Origin of the sequence: Xanthomonas sp. NCPPB 1638 (assembly GCF_041475635.2) — a bacterium.
GTDB classification, from domain to species: Bacteria; Pseudomonadota; Gammaproteobacteria; order Xanthomonadales; family Xanthomonadaceae; genus Xanthomonas; species Xanthomonas cucurbitae.
In genome coordinates, this window is record NZ_CM192984.1 from 1,110,867 (window position 1) to 1,129,093 (window position 18,227).

Genomic DNA, 18,227 nt, shown 5'->3' on the forward strand with positions numbered 1-18,227 from the left:
GCGCGCCGTTGCTGGCGCGCACTTTGCGTCGGCTTTACGCAACGCCCAGGCCAGAGGCATAGCGCCTTTATGCCACAGATCCTTATCGTGCCGTCTCCCGCACGGATGGTGCGCCTGGACTGCAACATGCCTGGATCGACTCGATGACGCACCGCGACGCAAGGCCGTCGCTTCGATAACGCTGGAACAGCGAGCGCCAGCCGTCTGCCTTGCCCGATGCAGTAGCGCATCGCGCGGCCGAGGGCGTGCACCGCCAGCGCAGCACGCCGGGCAGCTGCCCCCTGCGCGCGACTGTCCGGCCGCCGGGACGCCTGTCCGGCCACGTTGCCGTTCTGCACCCTGCTTCTTCACTTCATTCACGCTGCCGATTATCCGATCGTGTCAGCGGTTCACCCTGGATCATTGCAATGCACACCCTTAGCTCGCCCCATTCCGCTGCCACGCGTCGCCTGCCGCTGCTTGCCGTCGTCATCGCCGGCGTTCTCGCCAGCGTTGCGCTGCAGGCCCAGGCGCAGGACGCCACCGAGGCGCCGCTGTGTACCGACCGCCCGACCAAGGCCAACGCCACCTGCACCGTGCCGACCGGCGCCTGGCAGCTGGAAACCGACATCGGCAACTACACCCGCGACACCCAGGCCGGCACGCGCACGGAAACGTCGTACTTCACCAATCCCACGCTCAAGTATGGCGTCAGCGACCGCATCGACCTGCAACTCAACTGGGCCCCGCAGGTGCAGGTCAAGACCACCGACCGTGCGACCGGCGAGCGCAGCAGCCTCAGCGGCGGTGGCGACGTCTACCTGCGCATGAAGGCGCGCGTGTACGAAAGCGATACCGCCAGCGTGGCGCTGCTGCCGTTCGTCAAGGCCCCCACCGCACGCACGGGCCTGGGCAACGACACCTGGGAAGGTGGCCTGGCGTTGCCCATCAACTTCGTGCTGCCGAGCAGTTTCTCGTTGACCTTCGGCCCGGAGCTGGACTGGCTGGCCGATAGCGACGGCAGCGGCAAGCACCTGGCGATCGTCAACCTGGTCAACCTGGCGCGACCGCTGACGCCGCGCCTGTCGGTGGCGGTGGAGCTGTGGTCCTCGATCAATCGCGACCCGGCACAGACCGTTGAGCAGGCATCGGCCGACGTCGCCGCCACCTACCTGCTCAATCCGCTGCTGCAGCTGGACGTGGGTGCCAACTTCGGTCTCAACGACCGTACCCCGGCCAGGCAGCTGTACTTGGGCCTGTCGCACCGCTTCTGAACCCGCTGGCCGCCCCTGCCGTTGGCGACGGCAGGGGTGGCGCAGATGGCAGGGGCATGACCTCCTGCCTTTGCGCGTGCGCCGCAGCAACGCCTACCATCGACGTTTTGCCCTTACGGGAATCCCGATGAAGCTTCGTTACGCCGTGTTGCCCCTGTGCCTGTTGGCCGCCTTGCCAACGTTGTCCGCCGCGCGCGGTTTCGACGTGCGCGACATGGTGGCGCTGGACCGGGTGTCCGCGCCCACGCTCAGCCCCGATGGCAGCGTGGTGATCTTCGCCAAGCGCCAGGCCAAGACCGCCAACAGCAAGCCGGCCACCAGCCTGTGGGTGCGCAACCTGCGCACGCGCGACGCGTCGCCGCCCAAGCGGCTCACCCCCGAAGGCTGGAACGTCAACAGCCCGGCGTTGTCGCCGGATGGCAAAACGGTGTACTTCCTCGGCAGCAAGTCCGGTAGCCAGCAGCTGTACGCGCAACCGCTGGCCGGCGGCACGCCGCAACAGCTCACCGCCTTTGCGGTGGACGTGGACAGCTTCAAGCTCTCGCCCGACGGCAAGCGCATCGCCTTCAGTGCCGGCGTGTTCCAGGACTGCGGTTCGGATCTGGGCTGCACCAAGAAGAAGCTGGGTGAGCGCAAGAACAGCAAGGCCAGCGGCGTGGTGTACGACCAGTTGTTCGTCCGCCATTGGGACACCTGGAACGATGGCCGTCGCAATACCTTGTTCGTGGCCGAGTTGCCGGCCGCAGGCGCCAAGCCGGTCGTCGGCGCGTCGGCGATCAGCGCCACCCTGGCCGGCGATGCGCCGTCCAAGCCGTTTGGTGGCAACGATGACTACACCTGGTCGCCCGATGGCAGCAGCGTGGTGGCCAGCGTGCGCATCCCGCAGCCGCATGGCCCGGAAGCGGGCAAGAACGCCAAGGCCGCCGGCAGGCCCACCGGCAACGACGAATCCTGGCAGACCAACTTCGACCTGTATCGCCTGGATGCCAGCGGCAAGTCCGCACCGGTCAACCTGACCGCGGCCAACCCGGCCTGGGACGCCGGCCCGGTGTTCAGCGCTGATGGCAAGACGCTGTACTATCGCGCCATGCAGCGCCCCGGCTTCGAGGCCGACCGCTTCGGCTTGATGGCGATGGACGTGGCCAGCGGCAAGACCCGCGAGATTGCGCCAAAGTGGGACCGCTCGGCCGGCGAGATCGTGTTGAGCGACGACGGTACCAGCCTGTACACCAGCGCCGACGAGCTCGGCGAGCATCCGTTGTTCAAGATCGACATCGCCACCGGTACGCCGACCAAGCTGGTGGGCGAGGGCAGCGTGCACGCGCCGATGCTGGCCGGCAACACCTTGGCGTTTACCCGCAATTCGCTCAAGAGCGGTGACCAGATCTTTGTCAGCGACGTACAGGGCCAGAATCTGCGTGCCATCACCCAGACTGCAGGCGAGCAGCTACCGGACGTGCAGTTCGGCGACTACGAGCAGTTCCAGTTCAAGGGCTGGAACAACGACACCGTCTACGGCTACGTGGTCAAGCCGTACAACTACCAGGAAGGCAAGACCTACCCGGTGGCATTCCTGATCCACGGCGGCCCGCAGGGCAGCTTCGGCAATGGCTGGAGCAACCGCTGGAATCCGCAGACCTACGCCGGCCAGGGCTATGCGGTGGTGATGATCGACTTCCACGGCTCCACCGGCTACGGCCAGGCGTTCACCGATGCGATCAGCCAGCATTGGGGCGACCGCCCGCTGGAAGACCTGCAGAAGGGCTGGGCCGCTGCGCAGAAGCAGTATGGCTTCCTCAACGGCGACAAGGCCTGTGCGCTGGGCGCCAGCTACGGCGGCTACATGGTCTATTGGATGGCGGGCAACTGGTTCGAGCGCGATGGAAGCTCGCCGTGGAAATGCCTGGTGGACCACGACGGCGTGTTCGACAACCGCACCATGGGCTACGCCACCGAGGAATTGTGGTTCAGCGAATGGGAGAACGGCGGCACGCCGTGGCAGAACCCGGCCGGCTACGAGAAGTTCAACCCGGTGCTGCATGTGGACAAGTGGAAGGTGCCGATGCTGGTGATCCACGGCCAGCAGGATTTCCGCATCCCGGTCGAACAGGGGTTGGCCGCGTTCACCGCCCTGCAGCGCAAGGGCATCGAGTCCAAGTTCCTGTACTTCCCGGACGAAAACCACTGGGTGCTCAAGCCGGACAACAGCATCCTGTGGCACGACACCGTCAATGGCTGGCTGAAGCAGCATATCGGCCAGTGACCAGGCCGTCCCTGCACGCCGCCTGGTGGCGTGCAGGGATTTCTAGACGGCGTTGCGGCCTGCCGGGCCGGGGCGAACCGGACGATGCCTGCCATGGCCGCGCGTGGCGCACCGACAGTGATCGCCGCCGCTCCCGTCCGCCGGGTCAGGCCCTTGCGCATCGGGTTTGTAGCAGCAGCGCCGGGCCGCGTTTGGTGGTCGTCATCGCAGCAGGTGCCGGTACCCGGCAGGTGCCAGCCGGTTGCCTGCAAGGCAACGCCGGCTGATCGTGCAGGGCCGGCATTCCCCCTGGCATCTTGCCGGCGTGGCAACATAGCGTTTCCTTAACTTCCCAAATCCCTGCCAGGATCGCAAGGATCTTTCGCATGCGTAGCTTCGTCCGTCTCGCCATTCTCGGCTCTGCCCTGATCGTCAGTCCTGCCTGGAGCGCCGCGCCGCCGCATGCGGGCAGTGGTGCGGCGCCTGTGCGTGCAGCGGCCGAGACCGCTGCCGTGGCGGCCGCGACCGGCAGCGGCGAGTTGCTGGTGCCGTTGCCGGCCACGCTCAAGCCGGGCATGAGCTACCGCGCCTTTTCGCAAGCGGTCGCCGAGCGCGGCTGGCAGCCAGTAGATCCGCTGGCGGCCGATAGCTGCATGGCAGTGGGTGATTGCGATGTTGAATTCGTCGCCCCCGCCGAGGGCGCGCGCCTGCGCGTGCAGGTCGGCTCGCGTGCCGGAGCGGCCGTGGTGCAGGGCTGGGCGGCGCGGCGCACGCCGGCCGATCGCATGGGCGCGACCAGCGCCTCGCTCGACAACGCCAAGGCCGGCCCCGCCGCAGCCACGGCCACCGTGGCCGAACAGCCGCGCTGAGCGTGGGCAGGCCGCGCGGCCTGCGCGGCGTATCATGAGGCCGCGCGCGGAGGGTGCTCGCAAGCATGCTTGCGTCGCCGCCTTGTCGCCGCGTCTTTCCTGGTCACGAGTCCCACGTCCTGCATGAAGAGCATCGATCCTGCCGATCTGGAAGCGTTGTTCGATGCGGTGCCGGACGTATTGTTCTTCGTCAAGGATTGCGAAGGACGCTATACCCACGTCAACCAGACCATGCTGCGACGGCTGGGTCTGAAATCACGCAAGGAATTGATCGGCAAGCGCGTGGCCGAGGTCTACCCCAGCGGGCTTGGCGCCAACTATGCCAATCAGGACGAGCAGGTGCTGGCCGGCGAGGTGATCGACAACCTGCTGGAACTGCATCTGTTCGCCAATCGCGAGCCAGGTTGGTGCCTGACCTGCAAGCGTCCGTTGCTGGTGGATGGCGAGGTGCAGGGCATCATCGGCATCTCGCGCGATCTGGGCCCGCAGGATGGCCACGAATCGCAGTATGAAAAGCTGCGCCTGGCGCTGGCCTATCTCAACGCCAACTATGCGCAGAACGTGCGCATGCAGGCACTGGTGGATATCACCGGTTTCTCGATGTCCAAGCTGCAGCGTTCGTTCCGCAAGGTCTTTCAGCTCACGCCGCAGCAGGTGCTGGCCAAGCTGCGCCTGCAGATGGCCATGCACCTGCTGCACGGCCACAAAAGCCTGACCGAAATCGGCCACGCCTGCGGTTTCAGCGATCAGAGCGCGTTTGCGCGGCAATTCAAGCTGGCAGTGGGCATGACGCCGCGCGAGTATCGCGCGTTGGCAAATGCGCAGCGGCTTCCTGTTGAAGCCTTGTAAGCGGTTGATAAAAAAACGGCTCATCGCGGATTCGTGTGGGTGCCTTGAGGCCCCTGAATCTGCGTTGAGCCTTGGAAACAGGCCCTTTCCACCGTCCCAGAAGGTGGTACATCCTGTGCTGACTTCTTGACGCGGTGTTCTGCATGAAAACGGGCCGTCGGCTGAGTGAGTTGTTTTCCTTCCCTGGCTTCGCGGCGGAGTCCACGCTCAAGGGCGTGTTCGGCGCCCCGAAGGCGCGGATCGTGACCTTGCGGCGCCGAAAAAAACGGCCGTGTGTTCCAACTGTGGCCATCGGTGTCGCAGCCGCTACGACAAGCGCCTGTGCCGCGCCCGCGACTTGCGGGCGGCCGGCTGGATGCTGTTCGTGGAGTTCGAGCGCTGGCGGGTCGATTGCCCGGGGTGCGGCGGCGTGCACGTAGAGCGGCTGGACTGGCTGGCCAAGAATCCGCGCTACACCGAGCGATTCGCCCTGCATGTGGGCAATCTGTGCCGAAGCATGACGCACAAGGCCGTGGCTGAGCTGGAGCGCCTGCACGACAGCACGGTCAAGGAGCTGTCCAAGCTGTACATGGCCGAGCAGGTGCGCCGGGCGGGGACGCCGGCGCCGCGCGCCATCGGCATCGACGAGATCGCGATCCACAAGGGCCATGACTACCGCGTTGTGGTCAGCGATCTGGAGCGCGGCCGACCGATCTGGTTCGGCGGCAGTGGGCGCACCGAGGCGGACATCGACCAGTTCTTCGCCGAATTGGGCCCAAAACGCAGTGCTGGCATCGACGTGGCGGTGATGGACATGTGGCGGCCGTTTCGCAACTCGGTGGGCAAGAACGCGCCCAACGCCAGCATCGTGTTCGACAAATTCCACATCATGCGCCACCTGTCCGACGCGCTCGATCAGGTGCGGCGCGACGAGTACAAGCGCCTTCAAGGCCAGGATCGCAGTTACATCAAGGGCCAGCGTTACACCCTGCTGAGCAATCGCGAAAACCTTACCCTGGACGGTCGGAAGGCGCTCGCCAAGTTGCTGGCGGCCAACAAACGTCTGAACACGGCGTACCTGCTGAAAGAGTCCTTCGGGCAGCTGTGGAGCTACCGCACCGAGCGAGGTGCACGGGAGTTCTTCGAGCGCTGGAAGCAGAGTCTGCGCTGGCAGCGGCTTGCGCCCTACCAGACGTTCGTGGGGATGATCGAGCGGCACTGGGACGGCATCGCGGCGTACTGCAGGCCGGAGAACAAGGTCAGCCTCGGCCTGGTGGAAGGGCTCAACAACAAGATCCGGGTCATCCAGCGCAGCGCCTACGGCTATCGCGACGAGGAGTTCCTGAGGCTCAAGATCATCGCCAGCTTCCTGCCCGCGCTACCCGAAAATGCTCGATTGCACCCACAGTGATCCGCGAAGACCCAAAAAAACTGCGCAGCTGGTGCGTGTGCGCAGTTGTCATCGGCAATTGGCATATGCCGTTCCATGTTTGCAGGTTGATAGCACCGCTTACACGTCAACGATGCAAAGCAGTGCGTTTCAGGACCGCCTTAATCTGCTCTTGCCAATGCATCTCCTGCGTACAGACGCCCAGAAGCATGCCGTCATGGACCTGCATAACCGCAGACTTCGCTCTACAGCAGAGCCTCGGGAGCAAATAAAGCAATTCACTTCATGTTAAATTTGATAAGTACATCACGTTTTTAAACCGGACTGTACCGCAAGAATGCACTCCATACGGGGTGACGCTGCGGAATAAGACGGACACAAGCAAGGATGAACAGCCTCTATCGAAAGGAAGTCTATGAGCACCGGCAATCCCAGTCCGCAGGGTCGATCATCCTTCGTCCGCCCAGGATAGGCTGGGCGTTCTTGGTGCTATCCGGCTGTTTCATACTTGCGGCGATACTTTTCTTAGTCTTTGGTCATTATGTAAGGCACGAAACGGTGTCTGGATACCTAGTCCTACTGTGTCATAAAAATGTTATTCTGCAGGCAATCCACACCGTGCTGAGATGAACATGGCCGCAGTCAGTCACCAAGCGCGTTTTTCCGCCTATTTGGATGACCTATCCGCTGCGCTTGGTCATGCTGATCGCGCGGCGAGCTTACACGGTTATTGCCGAGGATTGATGCTGCCGTTGGAGCGCAAAAGCGTAGAGCCGCTGGCGGCGCATGTGCGGGATAACGGGGTCCGGGATAACGGGGTCAGGTTGACTTATCAGTCGATGGCGCTCGGCTGCGCTGCCGATGGGCGGGCCTGACGCCCGCAAAGCGGTGAGGAGTAACGGGGTCAGGTTAACTTATAAGGCGATGGGGCTAGGCTGCGCGGCCGATGAGCGGGCCTGACGCCCGCAAAGCGGTGAGTCTTGGCTTCGACCATCGCGCGGAAGGCATCGTGGCCCAGGGCGCGCTGCTGCTGTAGATGGAGGCGGATGCTGGCGAGCAATTCGTCGGACAGGACTTCATCGAGCAGGGCACGGTGGGCATTGGATCGCTCGATCGGGTTGCTGCCAAGTGCAAGCCAAGAGTGATGTGGTGTCAGTGCAGAGTGCCCGCGCTGGCCCAGATTGGCTGGGCCGCTGGACCAGCGATATGCCACAGGGTCGTCGGTCAGGCGAGCGCGCATCGGATTGAGCTCAATGTAGCGATAGCAACGAAGCACGTAGTCAGCACTATCCACAAGACAGGCTTTATAACGACCTTCCCATAGCGTGCCGGTGCGCCCGTGGCGGCCATTGAATAGCGCGACATAGTTGCGCCCAAGCCGCTGCATCATCTGCCCAAGCCGTCCTTTGGCAGGTGGCGTGGCAAGCAAGTGCACGTGGTTATCCATCAACACATAGGCGTGCAACTTGCAGCCGGTGGCGTGCAGAGCCTCATGCAGTAGGTGCAGGTAGCGCAATCGGTCGCCATCATCCAGAAAGCACGGCAAGCGGTTGTTGCCACGCTGCACGATGTGCTGCGGGATGCCGGGAAGGTCGATGCGTGTGAGTCTGGCCATATCGCAAGAATCGCAGCCAGGTGGTGGTGCTGATATCGAAGAAACCTCCCGAAATCTGAAGCCGTAGTCTGGAATTTTCGTAGGAAGTGAACCTGACCCTGAGGCCTCGCTGAGGCCCTTGACTGTGCGGCGGCCCGGCACCGCCAGACGGTACGTCCTATGGGCGCTATCTCCGCCCCGGAACAGCAGGAGAAAAGCACTGCAATGCAATGACACTTTGGGACATGGCGCTGTTAATTGATAAGCTCATATGAGCCAGCTATTATGCATAAAATTTACTAACTCCTTGCGCCTCGCCTATCCACACAATTATTAGGCCCTAACGATGAAAGTCGCCAAATATCTCACCATCGTCCTACTGCTATTTGTGAGCAATGCTTGGGGTGCTGTACACAAGAGTGCTGAGACACCAGAGCAGATCTTCAAACACTGGTTATCAGCCTTCAACCGTGGAGATGAGCAGGCGTTGCTAACCATCAGCACTAAATACGGAATGCAGCGCGATGCAGCCCGTGATATTGCGCTGCATGAATCGATGGGTCGCTTCAAAATTCTTGAATTCATGTCAAGTACTTCCGCAAAAGTTGAAGTTGTCGTGCTGGTGGAAGCAAGCGAGCGCGCATTGCTGGCCACAGTCACGCTGGACCAAGCCAAACCATCAGAGGTGAGTCTGTTCCAGTTGGAGGGCATGGAGATGCCGGTCAAGTATCGGCCCAAGCGCATGAAGATCGCTTCGCTGACGCGCATCGCCAAGCAACGTCTGGAGAGATTGGCCGCATCAGACTCAATGTATGGCGCGCTGATTGTGGCTAAAGACAACAAGATTCTGCTTCAGTGGCAAGGCGGTCTGGCAGATCGGGAAGTTGCCTTACCCATTAGCACCAACACGCAGTTCAGGCTTGCATCGTTGAACAAGATGTTTACCGCAGTGGCAGTCCTGCAGTTGGTCGAGGCTGGCAAGCTCACGCTGGACGGCACCATCAGTCGTTACCTGCCTGATTATCCCAATCCGTCAGTTGCCAAATCTATCACACTGAGGCAGTTGCTCAACCATACAAGTGGACTTGGCGATATCTTCGGTGAAGATTTCAGCACGTACTCACAGGCCTTACGAACACATACTGATTACATAAATCAGTTTTCAGCGACACCGCCCGAGCATGCGCCAGGTACGCAGGACGGTTATTCAAACTATGGCTACATCGTGCTTGGTGCAGTGATTGAAGCTGTCAGCGGCCAGTCTTACTACGACTACGTGGATGAGCACATTTACCGGATTGCCGGGATGAAATCGACCGGATCAAACCCGGAATCGATGCCAGTACCCGGTAGAGCGGTGGCATACGCCAGAAAAGAAGGTATATGGCAAGCCGAAACAGCATCGCTACCATGGCGCGGCATGGCTGCCGGAGGCGCTTACAGCACTGTCGCCGACATACTGAGATTTGCTGAGGCATTGCGTACTGGCAAATTATTGTCACCAGCGCTAATCGAGGCCGCGACCACTGCACAGAACCACAAGCACTGGTATGGCTACGGCTTCATGGTCAGCGGCCAAGGCAAAGAACGGCAGTATGGGCACGAAGGAGGCGCACCTGGAGCAAATACAGCTCTGGTCGTATTCCCTTCTGAAGGCTACGTTGTGGTGGGACTGAGCAACACGGACCCGGATCTTATGGAAAACATGGTGAACTTCATTGCACGACGGCTACCCTTAGATTCACCTAACTAGTTCTTCCCTCTTATCTAGCGAGATCAAGTTTATGAGTCTTTGCGGATCAATGGGGCTCAACCTGGCGTTTTCGGGTAACGCGCGCAGGAAGGAGTAACGAGACCAAAAGGGGACGGAGGCTGAGGTATCCCCACGTTCTACACCACCAACGTCATCTGCGCACACACCGCTTCCGGTAGTGTACGCAAGCAACCCAACGCAAGAACGGGAAGAACGGGAAGAACAGGGTCAGATTCTTAGTCCTACTGCGTCATTAAATACGAAGGTGCGGAGACATTGCTCCAAGTAGTGTCACTGCAATTTCTACGGCGATTGTCCAGCGCAGCGTCGCGATCGAGTCCACTACATGGCGCTGAGCCCGCATCGGCCGCCCCGCGCGGGCGGTAATCTTCGGGTAGGGCAGGTTGCGGGTGTTGTGACGGTTTTTTTTGATGCGCTCCACGCAAGCGCTCAGCAACCAGAAACCCGTAAGCAGCAATGCATAGCGTGGCGTGATGATGAAACCCCCGCCAACCGCGCCCTTCGTAGTGATCCAGGCCAAACTCCTGCTTCAGGTCCTGATAATCGCGTTCAACCCGCCAGCGCGCTTTGACCGTATTCACCAGATCCTTGCGAAGCGTGTTTGCCGGCAAGTTGGAGAGGACGTAGTCGCCCCTGAAAAACCCCTTTCAAGCCCCAATCGGCATCATTTCCGGCCACAGGGTGCGGGACCTTATGCGGCAGGGATGCCGCATAAGAGCCTCCATGGATGGATTCACGGCGTGCCCCGCGACGGTGGGCGGGCAAGGGCCCTGCAGGCAACCTGCCGACCAGCCGCTTTGCAATTGACTCTTCCGCGGTGTCCAGGGCCCAGGGCAATACGCCCAGAGCAATCGAGACTTCAAACCATCGCGGCGCTGAGGCGCGATCAGATCCCAGCGATTTGGGCGCGAACGACGTAGAGTCGTTCACGCCAAGCCTGTACAGCCTACGCTGATGCGGTTACGCCAACATGCGCACCTTGGTCTCGCGCGCCCACTGGCGCGTCTTGGCTGCAGCGATGAAGGCCTTGGTGTCGGCGGCCGGAACGATGCCTGCGTCCTTGCCGACGTTGCCGGCCTTGAGCAGCAGTTGCGCGCCATCGTCGAAGGCAATCGCCTTCAGGTGCGCCCAGGCGTTGCTGACGAAATCCAGCGCGGCCGACTCGCGCGTGAGCAGCTTGGCCGCCTCCGAAGACAACAGCACCGCCACCGCATCGAACACGACCGATGGCGTACCGGCCAGCTGCCCGTCGGCTGCGAGCTGTTTGCCATCGCTGAGCCTGGCGCCGCCAAGCTTGGGCGCCACGATCTTGACCGTGGCGCCTGCGGCTTCGGCCGCCTTGCGCACGGCCTTGATCGCCGCAGCATCGGAGCCGTCGTGGATCAGGATGCCCACCGTGCGGCCCTGCAAGGTGTCCTTCATCTTGCCGATCAGTTGCAGGGCCCGCGACAACGGCATGTCGGTGGGTGCGACAGCGGCAGGCGGGGCCGGCGGCAAGCTCGTCATGCCCATGCCGTCGGCGACACGCTTGGCCAGGCTTTCGTCGATATGGCGCAAGTGGCCGACGATGGCCTCGCGGACGTGTGCGGTCTCCACCTTGGATAGTTCGAATACCAGCGCCGAAGCGATATGCGCCTGTTCCGGCGCACTTTGACTACGGAAGAACAGCCGTGCCTGGCTGTAGTGATCGGCAAAGCTCTCTGCACGCACGCGACCCTTCGCACCATCCTCGGCCGGCGTGGCATGGCTGGGGAATCCACGCAGCGCCTCGCGTGGCGCATCGGTCTGTAACGAACTCGGTTCATAGGCCACGCGGCCCTTGGGCACGCCCATCTGCATGTGTCCATCGCGCTGATTGTTGGCGAACGGGCACTTGGGCGCGTTGATCGGAATCTGGTGGAAATTTGGCCCGCCCAGCCGGCTCAACTGGGTGTCCAGATAGGAGAACAGCCTGCCTTGCAGCAGCGGATCGTTGCTGAAGTCGATACCCGGCACGATGTTGGCCGGGCAGTACGCCACCTGCTCGGTCTCGGCAAAGAAATTGTCCGGCCAACGGTCCAGCACCATGCGTCCGACGATCTGCAACGGCACCAGTTCTTCCGGAATGACCTTGGTCGAATCCAGATGGTCGAAGGAGAAGGCCTCGGCCTGCGCCTCGGTAAAGAGCTGCACGCCCAGTTCCCATTCCGGGAAGTCGCCGTTCTGGATGGCTTCGAACAAGTCGCGGCGCTGGAAGTCCGGGTCGGCACCGGCGATCTTCACCGCCTCGTCCCAGATGGTCGATTGCAGGCCGAGCTTGGGCCGCCAATGGAACTTGACGAACGTGCTCTGGCCCTTGTCATTGAGAAAGCGGAAGCTGTGGATGCCGAAACCTTCGATCATGCGCAAGGAGCGCGGGATGGTGCGGTCGCTCATGGCCCACATCACCATATGCATCGATTCTGGCGTGAGCGAGATGAAATCCCAGAACGTGTCGTGCGCGCTGGCGGCCTGCGGGAAGCCGCGGTCCGGTTCCATCTTCACCGCGTGGATCAGGTCGGGGAACTTCATCGCGTCCTGGATGAAGAACACGGGGATGTTGTTGCCCACCAGATCCCAGTTGCCTTCCTTGGTGTAGAACTTCACCGCAAATCCGCGTACATCGCGCGGCGTATCCACCGAGCCGGCGCCCCCTGCGACGGTGGAAAAACGCGTGAACAGCGGTGTCTTCTCGCCGACTTCGGTAAAGATCTTCGCAGTGGTGTACTGGCTCAACGACTTGGTCAGCTCGAAGTAGCCGTGCGCAGCGCTACCGCGCGCATGCACGATGCGCTCGGGAATGCGCTCGTGATCGAAGTGGGTGATCTTCTCGCGCAGGATGAAGTCTTCCAGCAGCGTCGGCCCGCGCGGAGTGGCACGCAACGAGTTCTGGTTGTCGCCAACCGGAATGCCCTGGTTGGTGGTCAACTGCGGATGCGTACCGCCGGCCTTCTGATGCAATTCATCGCCGATGCCGCGCACATCGTGCGCATTTGAAGAACTGCCAGTAGCGGGCGGCTGTGCGGGCTTGGGGGACTTGGCCATGGGAACTCCAGGTTGGCGGGCTTGAGAGGCGAGCTATTGCATCGAGCCTGGGAGCGTGGCCGTTAATGACATGTGTCTACATGCGAACGAATGTTCACGCGCGTGGGAAACGCGGTCGCCAGCCGTGTGCCGATCTGAGTGACACGTTCAACAGTCAAAACCGGGCACGAGCGTGAACAGGCACGGCAGCGACGTGTGGTGTGTCATGTCCCGGCATGCGTGTGCAGGCAGCCAAGCGTGCCGCGTCTGCTTGCCATTGCGATAGTCCATAAAAAACCCGGCCGTTACCGGCCGGGTCTTGGACGAACGCGACGGGCGCGCCGCTCAGGCGTCGGCGTCTTCCTTATACGCATCTACCGGGATGCAGGCGCACATCACGTTCTTGTCGCCGTAGACGTTGTCCACGCGGCCCACCGGCGGCCAGTATTTCTGCTGTTTGAGGCTGGGCAGTGGGAAAGCGGCCAGTTCGCGCGGGTAGGCATGCGTCCACTCGCTCGCCGACACCTGGGTTGCAGTGTGCGGTGCGTGCTTGAGCGGGTTGTCCTCGCGGTCCAGGCGGCCATCCTCGATGGCGCGGATCTCTTCGCGGATCTGGATCATCGCGTCGATGAAACGATCCAGCTCGTGCTGCGATTCGCTTTCGGTCGGTTCCACCATCAGCGTGCCGGCGACCGGGAAGCTCAAGGTCGGTGCGTGGAAGCCGAAGTCGATCAGCCGCTTGGCGATATCCTCGGCACCGATGCCGCTGGTCTTCTCCAGCGGGCGGATGTCCAGGATGCATTCGTGCGCGACCAGGCCGTTGCGGCCGGTATACAGCGTCTTGTAGTGCGGCGCCAAGCGCTTGGCGATGTAGTTGGCATTGAGCAATGCCACCTGGGTGGCCTTGCGCAAACCGCTACTGCCCATCATGGTCACGTACATCCAGCTGATCGGCAGGATGGAGGCGGAGCCGTAGCTGGCGGCGCTGACCATGCCGCCGATGCGCTGGAAGTCTCTTGCCCCGCTTTCGGAGTTGAATCCGCCGCCATGGATGGCGGCAGTTTGACCTTCGCCGGCATGGATGCCGGCACGAGGCAAGTACGGCGCCAGGTGCGACTTTACCGCACACGGGCCCACGCCCGGGCCGCCGCCGCCATGCGGGATGCAGAAGGTCTTGTGCAGGTTCAGATGCGACACGTCCGAGCCCCACTTGCCGGGCTTGGCCACGCCGACCAGGGCGTTCATGTTGGCGCCGTCGGTATAGACCTGGCCGCCGTGCGCATGCACCGCTTCGCAGATCGCCACCACGTCTTCTTCGAACACGCCGTGGGTGGACGGGTAGGTAATCATCAGCGCGGCCAAGCGATCGGAATACTTCTCGGCCTTGGCGCGGATGTCATCCACGTCCACATTGCCGTTGGCATCGCACTTGGTGACTACCACCGTCATGCCACACATCTGCGCGGAGGCCGGGTTGGTGCCGTGCGCGGATTCGGGGATCAGGCAGATGTCGCGATGCGCGTCACCGCGCGCGCGGTGATAGGCGCGGATCGCCAGCAGGCCGGCGTATTCGCCCTGCGCGCCGGAATTGGGCTGCAGGCTCACCGCGTCGTAGCCGGTGCACTCGACCAGCATCGCTTCCAGTTCGTCGATCAGCTGCGCGTAACCGGCCGACTGCTCGGCCGGGGCCAGCGGGTGGATCGCGCCGAATTCCGGCCAGGTCACCGGAATCATTTCGGCGGTGGCATTGAGCTTCATGGTGCAGCTGCCCAGCGGGATCATGGTGCGATCCATTGCCAGGTCCTTGTCGGCCAGCGAGCGCATGTAGCGCAGCAGTTCGTGTTCGCTGTGGTGGGTGTTGAACACCGGGTGGGTCAGGAACGCGCTGCTGCGCAGCAGGCCTGGCGGCAGTGCATCGGCGGTGGCTGCATCGAGTGCGTCCACCGTCGCTCCCGGCATCCTGCCTTCCGCGACACTCGCACATCCTTGTGCATCGTCCACCTGTACGCCGAACAGCGCGGCCAGCGCGACCACGTCGGCACGCGTGGTGGTTTCGTCCAGGCTGATGCCGACCGCTTCGCTGTCGATGGCGCGCAGGTTGATGCCGGCCGCACGCGCACGGGCGTGAATGGCATCGGCATCGATGGCCTTGACGTGCAGCGTGTCGAAGAAGCGCTCGCCCACGCTGACACCGGCGCTGCGCAGGGCAGCGGCCAGGATCGCCGCCAGGCGGTGGGTGCGGCGCGCGATGCGGGTCAGGCCCTCGGGGCCGTGGTAGACCGCGTACATCGAGGCCATCACCGCCAGCAGCACCTGCGCGGTGCAGATGTTGGAGGTGGCCTTTTCGCGGCGGATATGTTGCTCGCGTGTCTGCAGGGTCAAGCGGTACGCGGGGTTGCCGGCAGCGTCGATCGACACGCCGATCAGGCGGCCGGGCATCGAGCGCTTGTAGGCATCGCGGCAGGCCATGAAGGCCGCATGCGGGCCGCCGAAACCGAACGGCACGCCAAAGCGCTGCGAATTGCCGACCACGATGTCCGCGCCCCATTCGCCGGGTGCGGCGATCAGGGTGAGCGCCAGAAGGTCGGTGGCTACCGCGACCAGGCCACCTTGCGCGTGCACCGCATCGGCCAGCGCGGCGTGGTCGCCGATGTGACCAAAGCTGTCCGGATACTGCAGCAGCACGCCGAAGCATTCGGCCTGCAGCGCTTCTTCCGGGGTGCCGACGCGCAGCACGATGCCCAGTGGCTCGGCGCGCGTGCGCAGCAGTTCCAGCGTCTGCGGATGCACGGCGTCGTGCACGAAAAAGATGTCTGAATTCGACTTGGCCGAGCGCTTGGCCAGCGTCATCGCTTCGGCTGCGGCGGTGGCTTCGTCCAGCAGCGAGGCATTGGCGATCTGCATGCCGGTCAGGTCCGCGCACAGGGTCTGGAAGTTGATCAGCGCTTCCATCCGCCCCTGCGAAATCTCCGCCTGGTACGGCGTGTAGGCGGTGTACCAGGCCGGGTTTTCCAGGATGTTGCGCAGGATCACCTTCGGGGTATGGGTGCCGTAGTAGCCCTGCCCGATAAAGGTGCGCTGTACCTGATTCTTGCTGGCGATCGTGCGGATCTTGGCCAGCGCTTCTTCCTCGGTGATCGCCTCGGGCAACGCGAGCGCGGCCGGCGATTTGATATTGCCCGGTACGATGGCATCGGTCAGCGCATCCAGGCTGGCGTGGCCGACCACCTCCAGCATCTGCGCGATTTCTGCGTCGTTGGGGCCGATATGGCGTTCGACGAACGCGCCGTGGTGTTCGAGGTCGCGCAGGGAAGACGGAGTGTGGGACATGGCGGGCATCCGGGGCAGAGGGCATGCGAAAGGTCGGAAGCACCGCGACCGGCATGACACGCGTGGGCGCGCCATCACCTGCCGCAGCGGCGGTCTTCCTCGCGCCCCTCTGTCCTTTTGCCTGAGAGTTTAAGAACGCGGCCTGGCGCTGGGCCTGCCTGCATTCCGTGCCCCTTCGGCGCCGGCATCGGCCGGTCTCTCCAGAGTTGTGTTGAAGATGGTATCGAGCCTGAGCGATTACGGGCTGTTGCGCCTTCGGCAGCGGCAGTGCCGCTTCTCCCACCGTGTTGCGCCGGTAGTATAGCCAGGGCGGTGGGTTTGGTCGAAACGTTTATCGTCTTGTCCAGGCTGGCTGGGCAAGACCGCGCGAGCCGCCGGCCCGGGAGTGGGTTCCCCCCGATCCGTGGCCCTGGATGGCGCCGCCAGGTCCAGGCGGGCCGCACCTTGGTTGCCCTACCAGATGGGGTCAACCCTATGGATTGCGTGGCGGCTTATTGTATTCCATCGGAGGGTAGTCCCCGCCGTGAGGGGCATCCCCGCCGCCAACATGCTTCCAAAAACGCTCGTCCAGCAACTGCATCCGGTCCTGGTCGGCGGAGCGGCGGTTCAGCGCGTCCGATGTCTCGGCTTGGGACGTGTTCAATCGTTTCATCATGAAGTCCTCGTGAGTAAGCCCTCCGCTGACTGACGTCATCCGGTTCGAAGGGAGAAACCGGATGACCGCCTTGGCTTGCCGCCCAAAGAACAGCAGGTGGATCAACTGCTGGGCGCGGAGCGTTTGCCGCGACGATTTCAGAATCCAGGATTGCACAATGCGCGCTGCGCCGGCCTGTACCGGGAGCGGGATACGACAGCATGTCTCTGCCAGCGAACTGCTACAGCCGGAAGAGGTGTCGAACATAGGGAAATGTGATTGCGATCATATTCAGACGACACCTATGTTCAGACCGGCGATCGAACACATTCGCAAAGCGCGGTGTCTTTGCGCTGCCCGACAGATCAGGTCACACAGCACCGTGCAACCCTGACGCGCACTGCATCGTCGCGGCAGCGTGTTGCGACGAGTGCAGATCCATCAGACGGGAAGCACTGCGCGTTTGGACTATCACTTCATATCCGGTTTGCCACGGGCAGGTTCGTCGCTCCTGGCGGCGTTGCTACGGCAAAATCCGCAGGTGCATGCCGATGTCACCTCTCCGGTGGCGCGGTTGTATGCGGCGATGCTCATGGGCATGAGCGAAGAATATCCTTCCAGTGTGCAGATCGACGACGCGCAGCGCATACGCTTGTTACGTGGGGTCTTCCATGCCTATCACCAGGATCGCCCGGGCGTGCAGACGGTCCTGGATACCAATCGTGCCTGGTGTAGCCGTTTATCCGGCCTGGCGACCCTGTTTCCAGAAGGCCGTGTCGTCTGTTGCGTACGCGATGTCGGCTGGATTGTGGAGAGTTTCGAACGGCTGGCGCAGGCACAGCCGCTGCGGTTGTCTTCGGTGTTCGGGTACGATCCGGAAGATTCGATAACGATGCGCGCGGACCTGCTGACCTCTCCGCGAGGCGTGGTCGGTTATGCGCTGGATGGCTTGCGGCAGGCGTTTTACGGCGAGCATGCGAGCCGCCTGCTGCTGTTTCGCTACGAAACCCTGGCACAGCGCCCGGCGCAGGCGATGGAGCAGGTCTACGCGTTCTTGCAGTTGCCCGCGTTCGCTCACGACTATGACAGCGTGGAGGCCAATGCAGACCGGTTCGATGCCGCGCTGCAGGCGCCTGGCCTGCACCGCGTCCGGCGTGGCGTGGACTATGTGCCGCGCCGCAGCGTGCTGCCACCGATGCTGTTCGATCGGCTGCAGCAGCTGGCCTTCTGGGAGAACGGGCCCACACACGGCGCGGTGCTGGTATGAGCGT

At 62.7% G+C, this 18,227-nt stretch carries 11 protein-coding genes, 2 pseudogenes and 1 riboswitch; of the genes and pseudogenes, 8 read left to right on the forward strand and 5 right to left on the reverse strand.

The window, feature by feature from the left end; translation table 11 throughout:
- Positions 1-407 precede the first annotated feature (407 nt).
- The 6 genes and pseudogenes from ACCQ13_RS04830 to ACCQ13_RS04855 all read left to right on the forward strand — a co-directional run.
- Positions 408-1,253 (forward strand): transporter, encoded by an 846-nt coding sequence (locus tag ACCQ13_RS04830; protein ID WP_159406728.1) that lies wholly within the window; start codon positions 408-410, stop codon positions 1,251-1,253.
- A gap of 127 nt (positions 1,254-1,380) precedes the next feature.
- Positions 1,381-3,516: an alpha/beta hydrolase family protein gene (locus ACCQ13_RS04835; protein WP_159406729.1), complete on the forward strand. Its 2,136-nt coding sequence runs from the start codon at positions 1,381-1,383 to the stop codon at positions 3,514-3,516.
- A 365-nt stretch (positions 3,517-3,881) separates the two neighbouring features.
- The gene (locus tag ACCQ13_RS04840; protein WP_159406730.1) at positions 3,882-4,364 is read left to right on the forward strand and encodes a hypothetical protein; all 483 of its coding nucleotides are present in this window, start codon (positions 3,882-3,884) and stop codon (positions 4,362-4,364) included.
- Between the two features lie 123 nt (positions 4,365-4,487).
- Positions 4,488-5,213 carry an AraC family transcriptional regulator gene (locus ACCQ13_RS04845; RefSeq protein WP_159406731.1) on the forward strand — a complete coding sequence of 242 codons (726 nt, stop codon included), beginning with the start codon at positions 4,488-4,490 and terminating at the stop codon, positions 5,211-5,213.
- A gap of 271 nt (positions 5,214-5,484) precedes the next feature.
- A complete protein-coding gene (locus ACCQ13_RS04850) occupies positions 5,485-6,603 on the forward strand; it encodes an ISL3 family transposase (protein ID WP_159406429.1) in 1,119 nt (372 codons plus the stop codon).
- A 611-nt stretch (positions 6,604-7,214) separates the two neighbouring features.
- Positions 7,215-7,373 (forward strand): annotated as a pseudogene (locus ACCQ13_RS04855) (transposase); the annotation flags it as partial.
- Between the two features lie 113 nt (positions 7,374-7,486).
- Here ACCQ13_RS04855 and ACCQ13_RS04860 read toward each other — a convergent pair.
- Entirely contained in the window at positions 7,487-8,197 is a 711-nt protein-coding gene (locus ACCQ13_RS04860; RefSeq protein ID WP_159406733.1) for a transposase, read from the reverse strand.
- A 325-nt stretch (positions 8,198-8,522) separates the two neighbouring features.
- On the opposite strand from ACCQ13_RS04860, the gene ACCQ13_RS04865 reads away from it, so the two are divergent.
- On the forward strand, positions 8,523-9,929 hold the full coding sequence (locus tag ACCQ13_RS04865) for a serine hydrolase domain-containing protein (protein ID WP_159406734.1): 1,407 nt from the start codon (positions 8,523-8,525) through the stop codon (positions 9,927-9,929).
- Positions 9,930-10,171: 242 nt separating this feature from the next.
- Here the strand turns inward: ACCQ13_RS04865 and ACCQ13_RS04870 are convergent.
- The 4 genes and pseudogenes from ACCQ13_RS04870 to raxX form a co-directional block, all read right to left on the reverse strand.
- A pseudogene (locus ACCQ13_RS04870) lies at positions 10,172-10,576 on the reverse strand (transposase); the annotation flags it as partial.
- 334 nt (positions 10,577-10,910) lie between these two features.
- Positions 10,911-13,013, reverse strand: a complete 2,103-nt coding sequence (locus ACCQ13_RS04875; protein ID WP_159406735.1) for a catalase — start codon at positions 13,011-13,013, stop codon at positions 10,911-10,913.
- A gap of 324 nt (positions 13,014-13,337) precedes the next feature.
- Positions 13,338-16,322: an aminomethyl-transferring glycine dehydrogenase gene (gene gcvP / locus ACCQ13_RS04880; protein WP_159406736.1), complete on the reverse strand. Its 2,985-nt coding sequence runs from the start codon at positions 16,320-16,322 to the stop codon at positions 13,338-13,340.
- Between the two features lie 99 nt (positions 16,323-16,421).
- Positions 16,422-16,536, reverse strand: a riboswitch (glycine riboswitch).
- 258 nt (positions 16,537-16,794) lie between these two features.
- A complete protein-coding gene (gene raxX / locus ACCQ13_RS04885) occupies positions 16,795-17,223 on the reverse strand; it encodes a RaxX family RiPP (protein ID WP_104602200.1) in 429 nt (142 codons plus the stop codon).
- A 196-nt stretch (positions 17,224-17,419) separates the two neighbouring features.
- Here raxX and raxST point away from each other — a divergent pair, with 196 nt between their 5' ends.
- Entirely contained in the window at positions 17,420-18,223 is an 804-nt protein-coding gene (gene raxST / locus ACCQ13_RS04890; RefSeq protein WP_159406737.1) for a RiPP modification sulfotransferase RaxST, read from the forward strand.
- Positions 18,224-18,227 lie beyond the last annotated feature (4 nt).

What these genes read in the sequence shown, in the direction of transcription:
- ACCQ13_RS04830 (WP_159406728.1), top strand. Translation starts at nt 408, where the DNA reads ATGCACACCCTTAGCTCGCCCCATTCCGCTGCCACGCGTCGCCTGCCG.
- ACCQ13_RS04835 (WP_159406729.1), top strand. Translation starts at nt 1,381, where the DNA reads ATGAAGCTTCGTTACGCCGTGTTGCCCCTGTGCCTGTTGGCCGCCTTG.
- ACCQ13_RS04840 (WP_159406730.1), top strand. Translation starts at nt 3,882, where the DNA reads ATGCGTAGCTTCGTCCGTCTCGCCATTCTCGGCTCTGCCCTGATCGTC.
- ACCQ13_RS04845 (WP_159406731.1), top strand. Translation starts at nt 4,488, where the DNA reads ATGAAGAGCATCGATCCTGCCGATCTGGAAGCGTTGTTCGATGCGGTG.
- ACCQ13_RS04860 (WP_159406733.1), bottom strand. Translation starts at nt 8,197, where the DNA reads ATGGCCAGACTCACACGCATCGACCTTCCCGGCATCCCGCAGCACATC.
- ACCQ13_RS04865 (WP_159406734.1), top strand. Translation starts at nt 8,523, where the DNA reads ATGAAAGTCGCCAAATATCTCACCATCGTCCTACTGCTATTTGTGAGC.
- ACCQ13_RS04875 (WP_159406735.1), bottom strand. Translation starts at nt 13,013, where the DNA reads ATGGCCAAGTCCCCCAAGCCCGCACAGCCGCCCGCTACTGGCAGTTCT.
- gcvP (WP_159406736.1), bottom strand. Translation starts at nt 16,322, where the DNA reads ATGTCCCACACTCCGTCTTCCCTGCGCGACCTCGAACACCACGGCGCG.
- raxX (WP_104602200.1), bottom strand. Translation starts at nt 17,223, where the DNA reads ATGTTCGACACCTCTTCCGGCTGTAGCAGTTCGCTGGCAGAGACATGC.